Annotated in this window: 12 protein-coding genes; 4 read left to right on the forward strand and 8 right to left on the reverse strand. The window is 65.3% G+C overall.

Going from position 1 to position 14790, the window contains the following annotated elements; genetic code table 11:
* Positions 1-57 precede the first annotated feature (57 nt).
* The 4 genes from ABOA88_RS01835 to ABOA88_RS01850 all read right to left on the reverse strand — a co-directional run bounded on the left by ABOA88_RS01835 (position 58) and on the right by ABOA88_RS01850 (position 4524).
* The gene (locus tag ABOA88_RS01835) at positions 58-2313 is read right to left on the reverse strand and encodes an ATP-binding protein (protein WP_367850876.1); all 2256 of its coding nucleotides are present in this window, start codon (positions 2311-2313) and stop codon (positions 58-60) included.
* Complete coding sequence (locus tag ABOA88_RS01840; RefSeq protein WP_196168434.1) at positions 2310-3083, reverse strand: substrate-binding periplasmic protein; 774 nt, start codon at positions 3081-3083, stop codon at positions 2310-2312. Before ABOA88_RS01840 ends, ABOA88_RS01835 begins: the two co-directional genes overlap by 4 nt.
* 5 nt (positions 3084-3088) lie before the next feature.
* Positions 3089-3805: a response regulator gene (locus ABOA88_RS01845; RefSeq protein WP_367850877.1), complete on the reverse strand. Its 717-nt coding sequence runs from the start codon at positions 3803-3805 to the stop codon at positions 3089-3091.
* A gap of 74 nt (positions 3806-3879) precedes the next feature.
* Complete coding sequence (locus ABOA88_RS01850) at positions 3880-4524, reverse strand: TetR family transcriptional regulator C-terminal domain-containing protein (protein WP_090342747.1); 645 nt, start codon at positions 4522-4524, stop codon at positions 3880-3882.
* A 203-nt stretch (positions 4525-4727) separates the two neighbouring features.
* On the opposite strand from ABOA88_RS01850, the gene ABOA88_RS01855 reads away from it, so the two are divergent.
* Positions 4728-5474 (forward strand): enoyl-CoA hydratase, encoded by a 747-nt coding sequence (locus ABOA88_RS01855; protein ID WP_367850878.1) that lies wholly within the window; start codon positions 4728-4730, stop codon positions 5472-5474.
* Positions 5475-5477: 3 nt separating this feature from the next.
* Here ABOA88_RS01855 and ABOA88_RS01860 read toward each other — a convergent pair whose 3' ends face one another.
* Positions 5478-6344, reverse strand: a complete 867-nt coding sequence (locus tag ABOA88_RS01860; protein WP_367850879.1) for a LysR family transcriptional regulator — start codon at positions 6342-6344, stop codon at positions 5478-5480.
* A gap of 152 nt (positions 6345-6496) precedes the next feature.
* Here ABOA88_RS01860 and ABOA88_RS01865 point away from each other — a divergent pair, with 152 nt between their 5' ends.
* Positions 6497-7483, forward strand: coding sequence for an NAD(P)H-quinone oxidoreductase (locus ABOA88_RS01865; protein WP_437437076.1), 987 nt, complete (start codon positions 6497-6499; stop codon positions 7481-7483).
* Positions 7484-7495: 12 nt separating this feature from the next.
* Here ABOA88_RS01865 and hchA read toward each other — a convergent pair whose 3' ends face one another.
* A complete protein-coding gene (gene hchA / locus ABOA88_RS01870; RefSeq protein WP_196168438.1) occupies positions 7496-8371 on the reverse strand; it encodes a glyoxalase III HchA in 876 nt (291 codons plus the stop codon).
* A 176-nt stretch (positions 8372-8547) separates the two neighbouring features.
* On the opposite strand from hchA, the gene ABOA88_RS01875 reads away from it, so the two are divergent.
* Entirely contained in the window at positions 8548-10878 is a 2331-nt protein-coding gene (locus ABOA88_RS01875; RefSeq protein ID WP_367850881.1) for a bifunctional diguanylate cyclase/phosphodiesterase, read from the forward strand.
* A 43-nt stretch (positions 10879-10921) separates the two neighbouring features.
* Here ABOA88_RS01875 and ABOA88_RS01880 read toward each other — a convergent pair whose 3' ends face one another.
* Positions 10922-12058 (reverse strand): glycerate kinase, encoded by a 1137-nt coding sequence (locus tag ABOA88_RS01880; protein WP_367850882.1) that lies wholly within the window; start codon positions 12056-12058, stop codon positions 10922-10924.
* Positions 12059-12176: 118 nt separating this feature from the next.
* Positions 12177-13274: a sugar diacid recognition domain-containing protein gene (locus ABOA88_RS01885; protein WP_196168441.1), complete on the reverse strand. Its 1098-nt coding sequence runs from the start codon at positions 13272-13274 to the stop codon at positions 12177-12179.
* Positions 13275-13435: 161 nt separating this feature from the next.
* Between ABOA88_RS01885 and ABOA88_RS01890 the strand changes: the two genes are divergently transcribed.
* On the forward strand, positions 13436-14764 hold the full coding sequence (locus ABOA88_RS01890) for an MFS transporter (RefSeq protein WP_367850883.1): 1329 nt from the start codon (positions 13436-13438) through the stop codon (positions 14762-14764).
* Positions 14765-14790 lie beyond the last annotated feature (26 nt).

The following is a 14790-nucleotide window of genomic DNA, read 5'->3' on the forward strand; positions in this document are numbered from 1 at the left end:
TAAGGTGCCGTTGTACGGACGGATCGAAGATGTAAAAAGTCGTAACTTTTTTGTACGTCAGCCCTGGATCAGCTGTTCCAAGGTGGCGCGGGCCAGGCGAATCTGCTCGGCCAGCGGTTCGTTCAAGACTTCGAATGGCCCAGCATCTCCCTTCAACCCGACGTCCTCCAGATGTCGCAACGCCGTCGCCAGGCCCGCAAAGCCCAAAGAATCGCAGCTGCCCGCCAGACGATGGGCCAAGTGGACCACCTCTGTGCAGTCACCTGCCTTCAGCGCCTCCCCCAGCGCCGCCTCGTGTTGATCGATGGCTTGGTGCAGAACCACCAGCAGTCCTTGCAGTTTCTGCTCGCCCAGCAACGCGCGGTGGGTCTGCAGCAAGGCCCAGTCCATCGACGCCTCGGACGCCTGTGCGTCCACCACCGGCGTCAGGTCAACCAGGGCCTCGCGCAGGCTGTCCAGCTTCAAGGGCTTGGCCAGCACACCCTGCATCCCGGCCTCCAGGTAACCGGGCACCTGGGCCGGTTGCACACCCGCGGTCAAGGCCAGGATGCGCGTCTCACGGTTGAGCCCTGGCGTGGCGCGGATGAGGCGGCACAGTTCAACCCCACTCATTCCGGGCAGGTGCACGTCCAGCAGGATCAGGTCGAACCGGCACTCGGCGCAGGCTTGAAGGGCTTGCTGGGCATGCTCGGCAAAACTGACCTGGTGGCCATCTCGGGTGAGCAGCCCGCCGGCGACTTCACGGTTCAGGGCCACGTCCTCGACCACCAGAATTTTCAGTGGTGACAGGGCCTGGCGTACCGGCGCCTGGGTCTTAGGCTGCCGGCCGCAGGCCAGGTCCAGCTCAAACCAGAAGCAGCTGCCCTGCCCCTCGACACTGTCCAGCCCGATGCGCCCGCCGAGTTTCTCCACCAGGTGTTTGCAGATCGCCAGGCCCAGGCCGGTACCGCCGTAGCGCCTGGCCACGGCTTCGCTGGCCTGGGTGAAACGATCGAAGATCTTCGCCTGCATGGCCGGGGCGATGCCGATGCCATCGTCACTCACGGTGACCCGCACCCGTTGCAGGTCCGTCCGCGGCTCCAGCATCTGCACGTCCAGCGAGACCTGCCCGTGTTCGGTGAACTTGATCGCGTTGGCCAACAGGTTGCTCAGTACCTGGCGCAAGTACTGTTCGGCGCCGTGCTGGAACTCGGCCAGCTGTTCGTCGATGTGGCAGTGCAGGCGGTTGCCGTTGTCGACGGCCCTGGGCTCGAGCAGGGTCATGACCTCCTGGCACAACTGGCGCAGGGAGAAGTCGACCATTTCCGGACGGCTCTCGCCTTCTTCCAGGCGAGCGAAATAGAGCACTTCGTTGAGAATCGCCAGCAATCCCTCGCCGGCCTTGTACAACGCCTCCAGGCGCTCGCGGTCGCGCAGCGCCAGGCTGCCGCCGCGCAGCAGCTCGGCCATGCCCAGGATGCCATTGAGCGGCGTGCGCAGTTCATGGCTCATGGTCGCCAGGAACCTGGACTTGGCGAGGTTGGCCGCTTCTGCCTCGTCCTTGGCCCTGGCCAGGCTTGCGGTGCGCCGCTCGACCATCGCCTGCAGCTCGTCGCGCTTGTCCTGCAAGGCCAAGCGATCCAATTCACGGCGCTCGATGTCACGCAGGATGGCCCGGCGCATGTCATCCAGGGCATGGGCCACGGTGTCGATCTCGTCCGGGCGGGCCGAGCGGCGCCGGGCCAGGCGCAGCGGTTCCTGCCACTGCCCCGCACCGATACGCCGGGCGAATTCGGCCATCACTTGCAGGTGGCGCGTCACCAGGCGGTAGAACAGCCCGGACAGCGCCACCGCAAGGCCGCAGAGAAACACGCCCATCCACAACAGGCTGGTCAGCCCCGTGGCAAACAATCGCCGATGCACAGCGCCCAGGTCGATACTGACCTCCAGCTCGCCCAGGTGCCGCGCAGGCCCGGACGGCGGTTGGTAATCCAGGGCGAAACGTTCGATGCGCAGCGGCCCCTTGGGCGTGGCCTCGCCGCGCAGCAGCCTGAAGTCTTCGCTGATCAGCCGCACCCGCGCTACGTCGGAAAAGTCCACCAAACCACGCAGTTGCACGTCCAGTTGTGCCTCGTCCAGATCCCACAGGCTACGCTCCAGGCTCGCCAGGTAGCCGGCGCGGATCAACGCCATGCGCGCCTCGATGTCGCGCATTTCCCGGCGGTACTCGAAGTACAGCTGGACGGAGCTTGCCAGTACGGTGAAGCACAGGCTGAACAGGAAAATGAACAGCAGCAGGCGACGCAGCAGGCCGTCGGTATGCAGGCGGATCATCGCGCGTCCACCGGCAGGTTGATCATGTCGCGGTAGGTCACTTCGCTCTGCTCCAGCCAGCGCTGGATCTCGCCAGCCTCGGTCATCTTGCGCAACTGCTGATCGATGGCGTCCATGCGTCGGCTCAAAGGGGAATGTCGCGACACCGCGACGCGCAGATAGTCCACGCTCAGCGCCGTGGGCAAGGCCTGGATGTCCTTGGCACCTGGCAGGTGCTCGACGAACAGCTCGCCGGTACGCCGCTCCTGGATCACGAAATCGATGCGACCACGGATCAGCTTGCCGAAGTTCTGCTGGCTGGAGGACACCCATTCGATGTTCTGGTGCCGTGCCACGAAACGGTCGAACTCAGGACCATAGCTTTCGCCATAGAGCAACCCGCCCCGATAGCCGGCCAGGTCCTCCAGGTGCTCGAAGCGCACCGGCCGGTGCTGATTGACGAACACCGCCACCTCCTCGCGTAGCACCGGCACCGTGGAAAAGCGCATGCCCAGGTCACGCTGGTCGCTGTTGTAGGCCAGCACCACATCGACCCGCCCTGCGGCGGCGTCCATCAGGCAGCGCTTCCAATTACCCAGCACAACGATCTCGACCTCGTAGCCCAAGCGCCCGAGCAACTCGCGCACCACGGTGGGTGCCAGGCCTCGGACCTGGCGGCCATCGCTCCAGGAAATCGGCGGGTACACCGGGTAGTCGCAGTAGCGGATGCGCTCACCCGCCACGCTGTGCAGGCTCACCAGCATCAGGGCCAGCGCGCACAGGCGGCCCATGGGCGTCAGGCCGCCACGCTGGCGGTGAACAGGTAGCCGGTGCCGTGAATGGTGATGATCAGTTGCGGCTCGGCCGGATCGTCATGCAACTTGCGCCGCAGACGCCCGACAAGCACGTCGATGGAGCGGTCGTTGGGCACCCACTCGCGATTGCGGATCTGGTCCATCAATTGGTCGCGGGTCAGGGTGTGGCCGCTGTTGCGCAGGAACACACTGAGCAGCTGGAACTCGCCGTGCGTGAGCAGGGTTTCGGCGCCGCACGGGTCGATCAGGCGGCGACGATCGGTATCGAGCGCCCAATCGGCAAACTGCTTGAGCGACTGCACGCAGGCCGGCGCAGGCTTGGCGACACGGGCGTGGCGCACGCGGCGGATGAGGTTCTTGGCGCGCGAGACCAGCTCGCGTGGGTTGAGGGGTTTGATCACATAGTCGTCGGCGCCGCATTCCAGGCCGACGATACGGTCGATGTCGTCGTTGCGACCGGTGATCAGGATGATGCCGACCTCCGAGCGCACCCGCAGTTCGCGGGTGAGCGTCAGACCGTCCTTGCCCGGCAGGCGAATGTCGAGCAGCACCAGATCGACATCCTGGCTGGCGAGGAAGGCATCGGCCTGTTCGGCGGTGTCGGCACAGTGGACGTCGTAGCCTTCCTGGGACAGGTAGGCGTGCAGCAAGTCGCGAATAATCGGATCGTCATCGACGATCAGTACCCGAGGCGTCATTGCGTGTTGTCTCTTTTTTATAGGTGTTGTTCATCGAACCCGCGCCCGCAGCGTACTCGTTACTGAACAGCCGATCAACAGCCCCCACTGACACTGAAGCGACGTCGACCACCCGCCTGGAGACCATCGACCCAGGCCTCGCAGATCAACACCCCCTGTTCCGGCGAGAACGTCCCCGGGTTGAGCCCGGATTCCAGCCACAGCCCGTCGAGCAGTGCACTGAGGCTGATGGCCGCAAGGTCCGCATCGAAGCCTTCCCAGCCCTCCTCCGTGGCCAGTGACGCCAGCAGCTTGCTCAGTTCGTTGCGGTATTCACCGTAGGAATGGTCGTGCACCTGGTTGATCGCCTCGGCGGTCTTCACCGCCCCCCAGAATGCAAGCCACGCGTCGAGCAGCTTGGGGTCCAGTACGTCCGACCCGAACGATGCGCGAAAGAACGCCGACAGCCGCTCACGGGCATTGGGCGCGGCCTTGGCCATGGCCTCGCGCAACAGGCCCATGACCCGCCCGGTGACCGCCATGTAGGCATCGGCCACCAGTTCGTCCTTGCCCGAGTAGTGGTGGCTGATCAGCCCCACCGACACCCCTGCCTCGGCCGAGATCTTGCGGATCGACGCGCCCTGGAAGCCATGCCGTTTCAGGCACACCAAGGTCGCCTCCACCAGATTGGCCTTGCGCAGTTCCGGCAGCATGCGGTTGTAGCGGGCTTCCTGACTCATCGGTGCTCCTGGAGAAAAACAGCGTTATCGAGTTGGCACGCGCCTTTGGCAGCGGCGACTTTTATTCTCTGTGCGCCAGGGCGACTGGGGCTCCCACAACGGGACTAGTCTGGCTGAACGACTGTACAACAAGCCAAGCACCGTGATAAACCCTCACAGCGCCCTCGCGCCAAGACCCGATTCCAACAACAAAAGCGGCTGCCATGAACGACCTGATCACACGCGAGCTGGACCACGGCCTGTTGACCCTGACCTTCAACCGCCTGGACAAGCTCAACGCCCTGAACATCGCCATGTACGAGCAGCTCGCCGAGCGGCTGCTGGCGGCTGACGAAGACCCGCAGGTGGACGTCATCCTGCTCACCGGCGGCCCGCAATGCTTCAGCGCCGGTAACGACCTGCGCGACTTTCTCGATAACCCGCCACGTGACCGGGACAGCCCGGTGTTTCACTTGATGCGCGTGGTCATGGCTGTGAAAAAACCGCTGATCGCCGCCGTCAACGGCACGGCCATCGGCATCGGCAGCACCCTGCTGCTGCACTGCGACCAAGTGCTGGTCAGCCGCTCGGCCAAGCTGCGCATGCCTTTCGCGCCGCTGGGCGTGTGCCCGGAATTCGGCTCCAGCCTGCTGTTGCCTCGCCTGCTCGGCCATGCCCGCGCCGCTCGCCTGCTGCTGGCCAACGAACTGCTGACCGGCGAGCAGGCCGTGGACTGGGGCTTGGCCAACGAACTGCACGAAGACGGCGAGCAATGCCTGGCGGCGGCGCAGAAGCTTGCCCGGCGCCTGCAAGCGATGCCTCGCGAGTCCTTGCTCATCAGCAAGCGCCTGATCAAAGAGGCCCATCGCGCCGAACTTGAGGCGACAGTCGAGCGTGAAAGCCAGCTGTTCGTCGAACGCCTGCAAACCCCCGAAGCCAAGGCCGCCTTGCGCGCCCTGCTCAAGGACTGACACTCAGCCCTCGAAGGCCCGGACCAACTGGTCGATGACCAGGCGAACCCGGGCCGTGTGGCGCAAGTCCTTGTGGGTGACCATCCACACCTCGTAAGGCGCGCTGCGCTCGCGTGACGGCCAAACACGCGCCAGGCCGTCACGCTCGCCCAAGGCGATGGGAATCTCGCCGATTCCTAAGCCTTCGGCGATGGCGCGGCGCACCATCATGTTGGAGTTCACCGCCGCCACCACCCGCCCCTGGTCGATCACCTCATCGACCAGCGTCGGCACCGTCCGATCACGCCAGTACGGCTCATACATCACCAAGTCGTGCCCTTCGAAACCACTGCCCGGCACCGGTTCGCCTTGGCGGGCCAAGTAATCGGTGCTGGCGTACAGGCCCATCGGCCAGCTCGCCAGCTTGCGCAGGATCAGGTCCGGGTTGTCCGGACGCTGGTTGCGGATGGCGATATCGGTCTCGCGTTGCGACAGGTTGACCAAGTCCGAGGAGCCATGCAGCACCACACGGATCTCAGGATGGGCCAGGTGCAACTGGCGCAGGGCTGGCATCACGAAATCGCAGGCCAGGGAATCGGTGGTGGCGATCCGCACCTCCCCGGCGCCTTCATTGTCCACGCCGCGTATGCGCCGGGTGAGCTCAAGCGCCGCGCTTTCCACTTTCTGTGCGAGCGCAAACGCCTCCTCGCCAATGGCGGTCAGTTGATAACCCGCGGGCGTTCGCAGGAACAGGGTCGACCCCAGGTCGGCCTCCAACGCGGCGATGCGTCGCCCTACAGTCGCCTGGTCGACCCGCAGCACGCGCGCGGCGCGGCGCAATGTCTGTTCGCGGCCCAGGGCCAGCAGGATCCTTGCGTCATCCCAATTCATCGATGGTCTTTCCTCACAGCACTTGTGCAACAGGGCGCCGCGAAATCGCCGCGCGCCCGGGGCCCGCGAGTTCCGTACCCTTGGGTGCAAGTCGCCAACGCGGCCAACCTTCACCTCACAAGGGCACAGTACCCATGAACAACGTTTCCAGCATGACCGCCATCGAGATCACCCAGCCAGGTGGCCCCGATGTCCTCCAACTCACTCACAGGGCGATTCCCGAGCCTGCTGCACGCGAGGTCCTGATCAAGGTCCGCGCCGCAGGCGTCAATGGCCCGGACTTGCTCCAGCGCAAGGGCCTGTACGACCCTCCCGCCGGTGCTTCGGACATCCCAGGCTTGGAGATCGCGGGCGAAGTGGTCGCCCTCGGCAGCGAGGTCCGAGGCTTCGCCGTCGGTGATCCGGTGATCGCCCTGGTGACCGGTGGCGGCTACGCCGAATACGCCGTGGCCGACGAGCGTACCACCCTGCACCTGCCCGAGGGCCTGACGATGGTCGAAGCCGCGGCCCTGCCCGAGACGTTCATGACCGTCTGGGTCAACCTGTTCCAGCGTGGCGGGTTCAAGGCCGGCGAGTCGTTGCTGATCCACGGGGGCGTATCCGGCATCGGCACCACCGCGACGATGCTGGCCAAGGCCCTCGGCGCCTCGCGTATCTTCACCACCGTCGCTAATCCCGAACAGCAAGCGGCCAGCCAGGCCCTGGGCGCCGATGTTGCGATCGACTACAACCGCCAGGACTTCGTCGAGCAAGTCCTGCGCCATACCGATGGCCAGGGCGTGGACGTGATCGTCGACATTATTGCCGGCGAGTACGTAGCGCGTAACTTCCAGGCCGCGGCCATGAACGGGCGGATCGTGCAGATCGGCGTCATCAAGGGCCCGGCACCGCAGGTTGACCTATTCGCGATGCTGGTCAAGCGCCTGCCCCACACAGGCTCCACCTTGCGTTCACGAAGCGCCGACGACAAGGCGCAGATCATCACCGACCTGCAACGACACGTCTGGCCCCATGTGCGCAGTGGCGCGGTCAAGCCATTGATCTTCCGCACCTTCGCCCTGGGCGATGCGGCCCAGGCCCACGCCTTGATGGAAAGCGGCCAGCACATGGGCAAGGTGGTGCTGACCGTCGACGCCTGACACCACAGGGACTCACCCGGCACCGACTTCCTTGAGCAGCGCGGCGGCCGCCAGCTTGCCCAGTGCGTTGCCGGCCAACGGGCTGTCGCCGGTGAGCAGCTTGCGGTCCTGCAAGGTGGCGCCGGAAATGTCCTGGTTGATGATGTCCACGCCCAGGGCCTTGAGCTGCTCGCCGAACTTCCAGGTCAGGTGCCCGGGCATGTAGCCGATGTCCGGGGTCTTGGCATCCAGATCGTCCGGGAAGGCGCAGATGCGATAGCCGTTGTAGATGCAGCTATCGCGTGTCTCGCCGAGACCTGCGGCGAGCAGCGCCGCCGGGCCATGGCACAGGGAGATGACGAACTTGTCGTGCTTGGCCGCCCAGAGAAGCAGCTGTTTCACCTCTTTGCTTTCGGGCAGGCCAATCAGCGCGCCATGACCACCGGGGATGAACACACCGATGTAGTCCGAGTCAGGGCCCAACGCACGCTCGATGACATCCGCGAGCTTGAGCGGTTGCTTGAAGGCATCGCGGTAGCGGGCGTACAGGCCCTTGACCTCGGCATCCTCCGAAGGCATCGCCCAGAACTCGAACTTCACCGGGTTGCCAGACAGCGTCGCCACATCGAAGGCAAACCCGGCTTTGTCCAGGTGGTACATGGGCAGCAGGGTTTCTACCGGGTGGTTGCCGGTGGAGAACATCGTGCCGTTGTCGGTGAGCAAGTAGCGCTCGTCGGCGCCGATCATCAGCACTTTCCAGCGGCCTCCCTTGTAAGGCCTGGGGTAGTCGGCGCCACTGAGGTCGGATTTGGGCGAAGTGAACTGACTCAGCGAATAGGGCGAGGGGAAAAACGCATTGTCCTCGGCCGGGTCAGGTGTGGGGCGTTTGTCATCGTTCGGTGCTGTCATGGCGTCCTCCAACAGGCTTGTGGGGTCAATCGGGCAGTCTAGTCCAGGCAAGTAAAGGCCATCACAGGACGCGACTTGCGGTGCGCCGGTCAGTAAAGGCTATGTGCCACCAGTCATCCAGTTGTCATCTTTCTGTCGTATTTTCCGGGCACTACCCAGGGTCGGGACCATCAGCAGTGATTCGCCGTTTTTTATCGTCCGCAGGGTTGCTCCCCCTGCTGATATTGACGCTCTGCGCCATCACCCTCGCCTTCCTGTGGGGGCTGCACATTACCCAGAAGGCCACCTCGCGCCAGGATGCGCTGTCGGCCAAGGCCGCCGAGCACATGAACCTGGCCAGTATCGTCACGCAGAACCTGCGCCAATTGGTGGACCGCGCCCAAGCGGTGGGCCGGGTGACCCAGAACGACATGAAGACCCTGCGCCAGGGCAATCTGAGCCTGGCGCGGATCCTGGCCGAAGACCCGGCGTTCAAGCGCATGAGCCTGTATGACCGCCAGGGCCGGCTGCTCGCCTCCAGCCACGCCGACGAACCCCAGGCACTGCCCCAGGATTGGCTTGACCAGCTCAAGGTGCGAGTTTCCCACGACGGCTTCAAACCCTTCATGCCCCACCTCGCCCCTGCCGACACCCCAACGTCCGGGCTCACCTGGCAACTGCCGTTCATTCTGCCGCTGACCGATGTACGCGGACGGGAGATCGACAGCCTCCTGGTGGTGCAACTGGATGTCGGCTATCTCGCTGTCCTGCTCCAGCACATCGACCTGGGCCGCACCGGGCTGATGCGTCTGCTCCAGGACGATGGCCAGGAGCGCCTGCGCATCGACTCCAGCGGCGTGGTGATCACCGGCGACCGATTGATGCCGAATCTGCCCGAAACGGGTGACGAGGCCGGCCTGCTCACGCAGTACAGCGTCGAGGGCGCCTACCAGAGCCTGTACCGGCGCGTGGCCAACCGGGGGTTCAGCGTGGTGGTGAGCCAGCAGCACGATGAGATCCTTGCCCCTTCGGCACTGACCTACGCCCGCCAGTTCTGGCTGAACCTGAGCATGACCCTGATGATTCTCGCCAGCCTCGCCTGGAGCCTGCGCCTGCTGGGCAAGCGCCAGGAGGCCTTCAGCGCCCTGGAGCACGCCCAACAGGTCAACCAGCAACTGATCGGCCGCCTGGAAGATGAGCATCGGCGCAGCAGCCACGCGGCGGCTACCGACCACCTGAGCGGTTTGCACAATCGCCGCCAGCTCGTCGAAGTGGCGACCCAGGCCCTGGCCCGACAGCGGGGCAAGCGCCGGCTGATGGCGATCCTGTTCATCGACATGGACCGCTTCAAATCGATCAACGACTCCCTCGGCCACAAGATCGGCGACCTGTTGCTACAAGCCGTGGCCGGGCGCATCCAGCGCCTGCTCGAACCGGGCGACGAGGCCTCGCGCTTTGGTGGGGACGAGTTCGTGGTGCTGCTGACCGGCGAGCGCGACGAGGAGCAGATCGACACCTGGGTGCGCGAGCTGGTCGCGAAGCTCTCGGCCACCTATGCCCTGGACGGCCAGGAGGTCAACACCAGCCCCAGTATCGGGGTGAGCATCTGCCCGCGCGATGGTCAGGACATCGACACGCTGATCCGCTGCGCCGACGCTGCGATGTACTCGGCCAAGCAGGCCGGGCGTGCCCAGTACCGCTTCTTCGACCCGTCCTTGAACCTCTCCGACATCCAGGCCTTCACCCTCGAGCAGGCCTTCGGCATCGCTCTGGCCGAACGCCAGTTCCTGCTCCATTACCAACCCCAGATTCGTCTCGATACCCTGAAGGTGCAGGGCTACGAAGCGCTGGTGCGCTGGAACCACCCTGAGTTCGGCTTGCTTTACCCTGATCGCTTCATCGCCATGGCCGAGCGCAGTGGTTTCATCGTAGAGCTGGGCTGGGAGGTGCTGCGCCTTGCCTGCGAAGCACTCGCCCGCTGGCAAGCCCAAGGGCGTGATGTGCGCCTGGCGGTCAATGTCTCGGCCCTGCAACTGCGCCAGATGGACTTCAGCGAGCGCTTGCTGGCTGCGCTGCGCGAGCATGCCATCGACGCACACCGGCTGGAGCTGGAAATTACCGAAACCACCGTGCTCGACCCCGAAGGCACCGCGCTGGAACACCTGCACCGCCTGCGCCAGGCAGGCCTGGGCGTCAGCCTGGATGACTTTGGTCGGGGCTATGCCGGCTTTGCCCACCTGCATGCGCTGCCACTGACCAAGCTCAAGATCGACCGCGCCTTGATCGCGCCGTTGTGCAATAGCCATGACGACAGCCCGATCGTCTCCTCTACCATCATCCTGGCCAAACGCCTGGGCCTGGAGGTGATCGCCGAAGGCGTGGAGACGCGCGAACAGGTGGTGTGCCTGAAACTCGCCGGATGCGACAGCGCCCAGGGCTACCACTTCAGCCGGCCTCTTTCACCGGCGCAACTGCTGGAATACCCGCCCTTCAACGGCGCCCGGGAGAGCGCCTGTTGCAGTCTCTGACGGCGGCACCTGCGTCCAGGCAACCCATCGCCGCGAATCGCGCTCAGCCCCGCGCCACCTGCCACAACCGGGCGACGTCGGTGGCCCGCGCTTGCAACAACTGCGCTGCCTGGGCGCACGCCTGTTCCAGGCTCATCGGCCCGCTGGCCAAGGCGAAGGCCGCATCGATGCCATGGGCATACAACTGCTGGTAGCCCTCGCCCAAAGTCCCGGCCAGCACCACCACCGGCACACCATGACGCTTGGCCACCCGGGCAACACCCATCGGCGTCTTGCCGCGCAAGGTCTGGGCATCGAAGCGCCCTTCCCCGGTGATCACCAGATCCGCCCCCTGTACCAATGCATCGAGCCCTGCCAGTTCTGCCACCACTTCAACCCCTGGGCGGAACTGCGCGCCCATGAAGGCCTTGGCCGCAAAGCCCATGCCGCCTGCCGCGCCACACCCGGGAAACTCACGCACATCGTCACCCAGCAATTGCGCACACAGGTCGGCAAAATGCCCCAGGGCCTGGTCCAGTGCCTGCACCTGCTCGGGGCTTGCGCCCTTCTGCGGGCCAAAGATCGCCGAGGCGCCATTGGGGCCGCACAGGGGGTTGTCGACATCGGCCGCCACTTCCACCTGAACCTCCGCCAGGCGGGGGGCCAGATCGCTGGCATCGATATGGGCCAATCGGCCCAAGGCCAGCCCACCCTCCTCCAATGCCTGGCCGTCGGCATCCAGCAGACGCAGGCCCAGGGCTCGCAGCATGCCGCTGCCGCCATCGTTGGTGGCGCTGCCGCCAATGGCCAGGACGATGCGCGTAGCACCGGCGGCCAACGCGGCGGCGATCAGCTCACCGGTGCCCCAGGTGCTGCTGCGGCACGCATCACGCTGGTCGGTCGGCACCTGTTGTAAGCCACTGGCCTGGGCCATCTCGATGATCGCCGTGCGGCTCTCGGCCAGCCAGCCCCAGCCGGCCTCGACGCTCTGGCCGAGCGGCCCACGTACCACTTGGCGACGCAACTCGCCATGGCTGGCGGCCAGGATCGCGTCCATGGTCCCCTCGCCCCCATCGGCCATGGGGCATTCGACCCGTTCGGCGTCCGGCCACACTTCGGCCAGGCCCGCACCGATGGCACGGGCCACACCGGCAGCGTCGAGGCTGTCCTTGAACGAATCGGGGGCGATGACGACTTTCATGGGGATTCTCCTGTCCAGATACCCCGCATGCTGCCAGTTGTGGCGCAGCGGGGCCTCTGTCGAATGCACAAAAGCACTGAGGTGTTGTTTGGGCGAATGCCTTTTTTCCGCGAGGCGGTCACTGCGCTGGCAGCAGTTGCAAACCCAGGTACAGACTGAGCATCCCGTCAAGGCGCAACGGATCGACCTCGCTCACCTCGGCGATCCGCTCCAGGCGATACCTCAGGCTGTTGCGATGGATCCCCAGGGCATCGGCGCAGGCCTGGCTCTGGCCGTCGTGGGCACACCAGGCGCGCAAGGTCGCAAGCAATTGCCCGCTGGCGTCCTTGGCGCGGATGCGCTGCAAGGGCTCGAGCAGTTCGTCCAGCGCGTCATCGTTGCGATGGCGCCAGAGCAAGGCAGGCAAGCGGTAGCGCGATAGACTCAGCAGCCGCTCCTGAGGCAGGACCTCGCGCCCGTAGGCGAGCAGGTCGCGCACCCGCCGATAACCACGGCGCAGTTGCTCCAGGCTCTGCGCCGCATTGCCCATGGCCAGGCGCTGGACCTGCCAGCCATGGCGATGAAGTCGTTCGACCAGGCGCTGTTCATCCAGCGCGACGCCTGCAGGCCGGCACCACAACAACGAATGCCGGGCCGGGCTGACGCACCAACTGTCGGGAAAGCGACTCATCAACCAGCCGGACAACGTCTCCGCGCTCGGGCCAGGTTCGAGTTCGAACAGGCACGGCACCCGAGGCAACTGAGGCTTGAGGCCCAACTGCTGGGCTTCATCGAGCAGGCGTGGGGAGTCACTGCTGCCACCGAGCAACAAGGCCAGCAGGTCGTCGCAGCGCTGACGCCGCCACTGTTGCTCCACCTGCAGATGACGCTGGGCCAGGAGCATCTCGGCGGTCATGCGCACCAACTCGCCATAGGTACGCAGCTGTTGCGGATCGCCCGTCAGCCCCAGCACCCCGATCAGGCGGTCATCGAGCATCAGCGGCAGGTTCACCCCGGGCTGCACGCCCTTGAGGCACTTGGCGGCCTCGCCATCCAGCTCGACGATCCGCCCGTTGGCCAGAACCAGTTGCGCGCCTTCATGACGGGTGTTGATGCGCTCCGGTTCGCCACTGCCCAGGATCAAACCCTGGCTGTCCATGACGTTGACGTTGCACGGCAGGATAGCCATCGCCCGGTCGACGATGTCCTGCGCCAGGTCGTGGTCCAGTTCGAACATTCAAGGGTCCTTGCGGTGGTAGGCTTTGGTCGCCGGCACAGCAGGCCGTGCCAGCGGCTGTGCAAAAGCACAAAGACAGCCGCGCCGCGCTCACCGAGACTCGTCGTGGCGAGCGTCGAAACCGGCGACGCCGCGACAACCATAAAAAAGAGAACCCGATCATGGCACACAGCCCCGCCCCTGACCAAGGCAAAGACATCACCCGCGATGCGCTGTACCGGCGTATCACCGTGCGGCTGATTCCCTTCATTTTCATCTGCTACCTGTTCAACTACCTGGACCGCGTCAACGTCGGCTTCGCCAAGCTGCAGATGCTCGACGCCCTGAAGTTCAGCGAGACCGTCTACGGCCTGGGTGCTGGGATCTTCTTCATCGGCTACGTGCTGTGCGGCCTGCCCAGCAACCTGGCGCTCAACCGCTTCGGGCCGCGGCGCTGGATTGCGCTGATGATGATCGCCTGGGGCACGCTCTCGACCTGCCTGCTGTTCGTCACCACGCCCACGGAGTTCTACGCCCTGCGCCTGCTTACCGGCGCCGCTGAGGCCGGCTTCTTCCCCGGCGTGGTGCTGTACCTTTCGCGCTGGTTCCCGGCGGACCGCCGCGGCCGAATCATGGCGCTGTTCATGTCGGCGATCCCGGTCTCGGGGCTGCTGGGCGGGCCGTTCTCCGGCTGGATCCTCGATCACTTCGCCGCAGGCCAGCACGGCCTGGCCGGCTGGCAGTGGATGTTCCTGATCCAGGGCGTGCCTACCGTGGTGCTGGGCATCCTCGCCGTGCTGCTGCTCAGCGACGGTTACCAGAAAGCCGCCTGGATGAGCCCGGTCGAGCGCCAGGTGATCGAGGCCGACCTCAAGGCCGATGCCGCTGGCAAGCCCACCACCCAGGGTGACGGTGTGCTGGCCGTGCTGACCAATCCGCTGATCTGGACCTTCGGCTTTGTCTACTTCTGCATCCAGAGCGGCGTGTACGCCATCAACTTCTGGCTGCCCTCGATCATCAAGAACCTGGGCTTCGACAACCCGCTGCTGATCGGCTGGCTGAGCGCCATCCCCTACCTGCTGGCCGGTGTGTTCATGATTGTCGTCGGCCGCTCGGCGGACCTGCGCAACGAGCGGCGCTGGCACCTTGTGGTGCCGATGCTGATGGGTGCGCTCGGCCTGCTGATCGCGGTGAACTTCGCCCAGAACCCCACCATCGCCATCCTAGGCCTGTCGATTGCCACCATGGGTGCGCTGACCGGGCTGCCGATGTTCTGGCCGATGCCGACCGCCCTGCTCAGTGCCAGCGCTGCAGTAGCGGGCCTTGCGATCATCAACTCGGTGGGCCAGATGGCCGGTTTCCTGAGCCCCTACCTGGTCGGCTTCATCAAGGACCAGACAGGCTCCACCGACGCTGCGCTCTATTCGCTGGCCGCGCTGATCGTGTTCGGCAGCCTCGTGGCCCTGCGTGCGACCCGAGCCGGCGTGCTGAGCGCTGCCCGCGCCAACTGAAGCTGTTCGGGGGCGCTTCAGCGCCC

Source organism: Pseudomonas sp. PKS (assembly GCF_051913525.1).
GTDB lineage: Bacteria > Pseudomonadota > Gammaproteobacteria > Pseudomonadales > Pseudomonadaceae > Aquipseudomonas > Aquipseudomonas guariconensis_D.

What these genes read in the sequence shown, in the direction of transcription:
- ABOA88_RS01835 (WP_367850876.1), bottom strand. Translation starts at nt 2,313, where the DNA reads ATGATCCGCCTGCATACCGACGGCCTGCTGCGTCGCCTGCTGCTGTTC.
- ABOA88_RS01840 (WP_196168434.1), bottom strand. Translation starts at nt 3,083, where the DNA reads ATGGGCCGCCTGTGCGCGCTGGCCCTGATGCTGGTGAGCCTGCACAGC.
- ABOA88_RS01845 (WP_367850877.1), bottom strand. Translation starts at nt 3,805, where the DNA reads ATGACGCCTCGGGTACTGATCGTCGATGACGATCCGATTATTCGCGAC.
- ABOA88_RS01850 (WP_090342747.1), bottom strand. Translation starts at nt 4,524, where the DNA reads ATGAGTCAGGAAGCCCGCTACAACCGCATGCTGCCGGAACTGCGCAAG.
- ABOA88_RS01855 (WP_367850878.1), top strand. Translation starts at nt 4,728, where the DNA reads ATGAACGACCTGATCACACGCGAGCTGGACCACGGCCTGTTGACCCTG.
- ABOA88_RS01860 (WP_367850879.1), bottom strand. Translation starts at nt 6,344, where the DNA reads ATGAATTGGGATGACGCAAGGATCCTGCTGGCCCTGGGCCGCGAACAG.
- ABOA88_RS01865 (WP_437437076.1), top strand. Translation starts at nt 6,497, where the DNA reads ATGACCGCCATCGAGATCACCCAGCCAGGTGGCCCCGATGTCCTCCAA.
- hchA (WP_196168438.1), bottom strand. Translation starts at nt 8,371, where the DNA reads ATGACAGCACCGAACGATGACAAACGCCCCACACCTGACCCGGCCGAG.
- ABOA88_RS01880 (WP_367850882.1), bottom strand. Translation starts at nt 12,058, where the DNA reads ATGAAAGTCGTCATCGCCCCCGATTCGTTCAAGGACAGCCTCGACGCT.
- ABOA88_RS01885 (WP_196168441.1), bottom strand. Translation starts at nt 13,274, where the DNA reads ATGTTCGAACTGGACCACGACCTGGCGCAGGACATCGTCGACCGGGCG.
- ABOA88_RS01890 (WP_367850883.1), top strand. Translation starts at nt 13,436, where the DNA reads ATGGCACACAGCCCCGCCCCTGACCAAGGCAAAGACATCACCCGCGAT.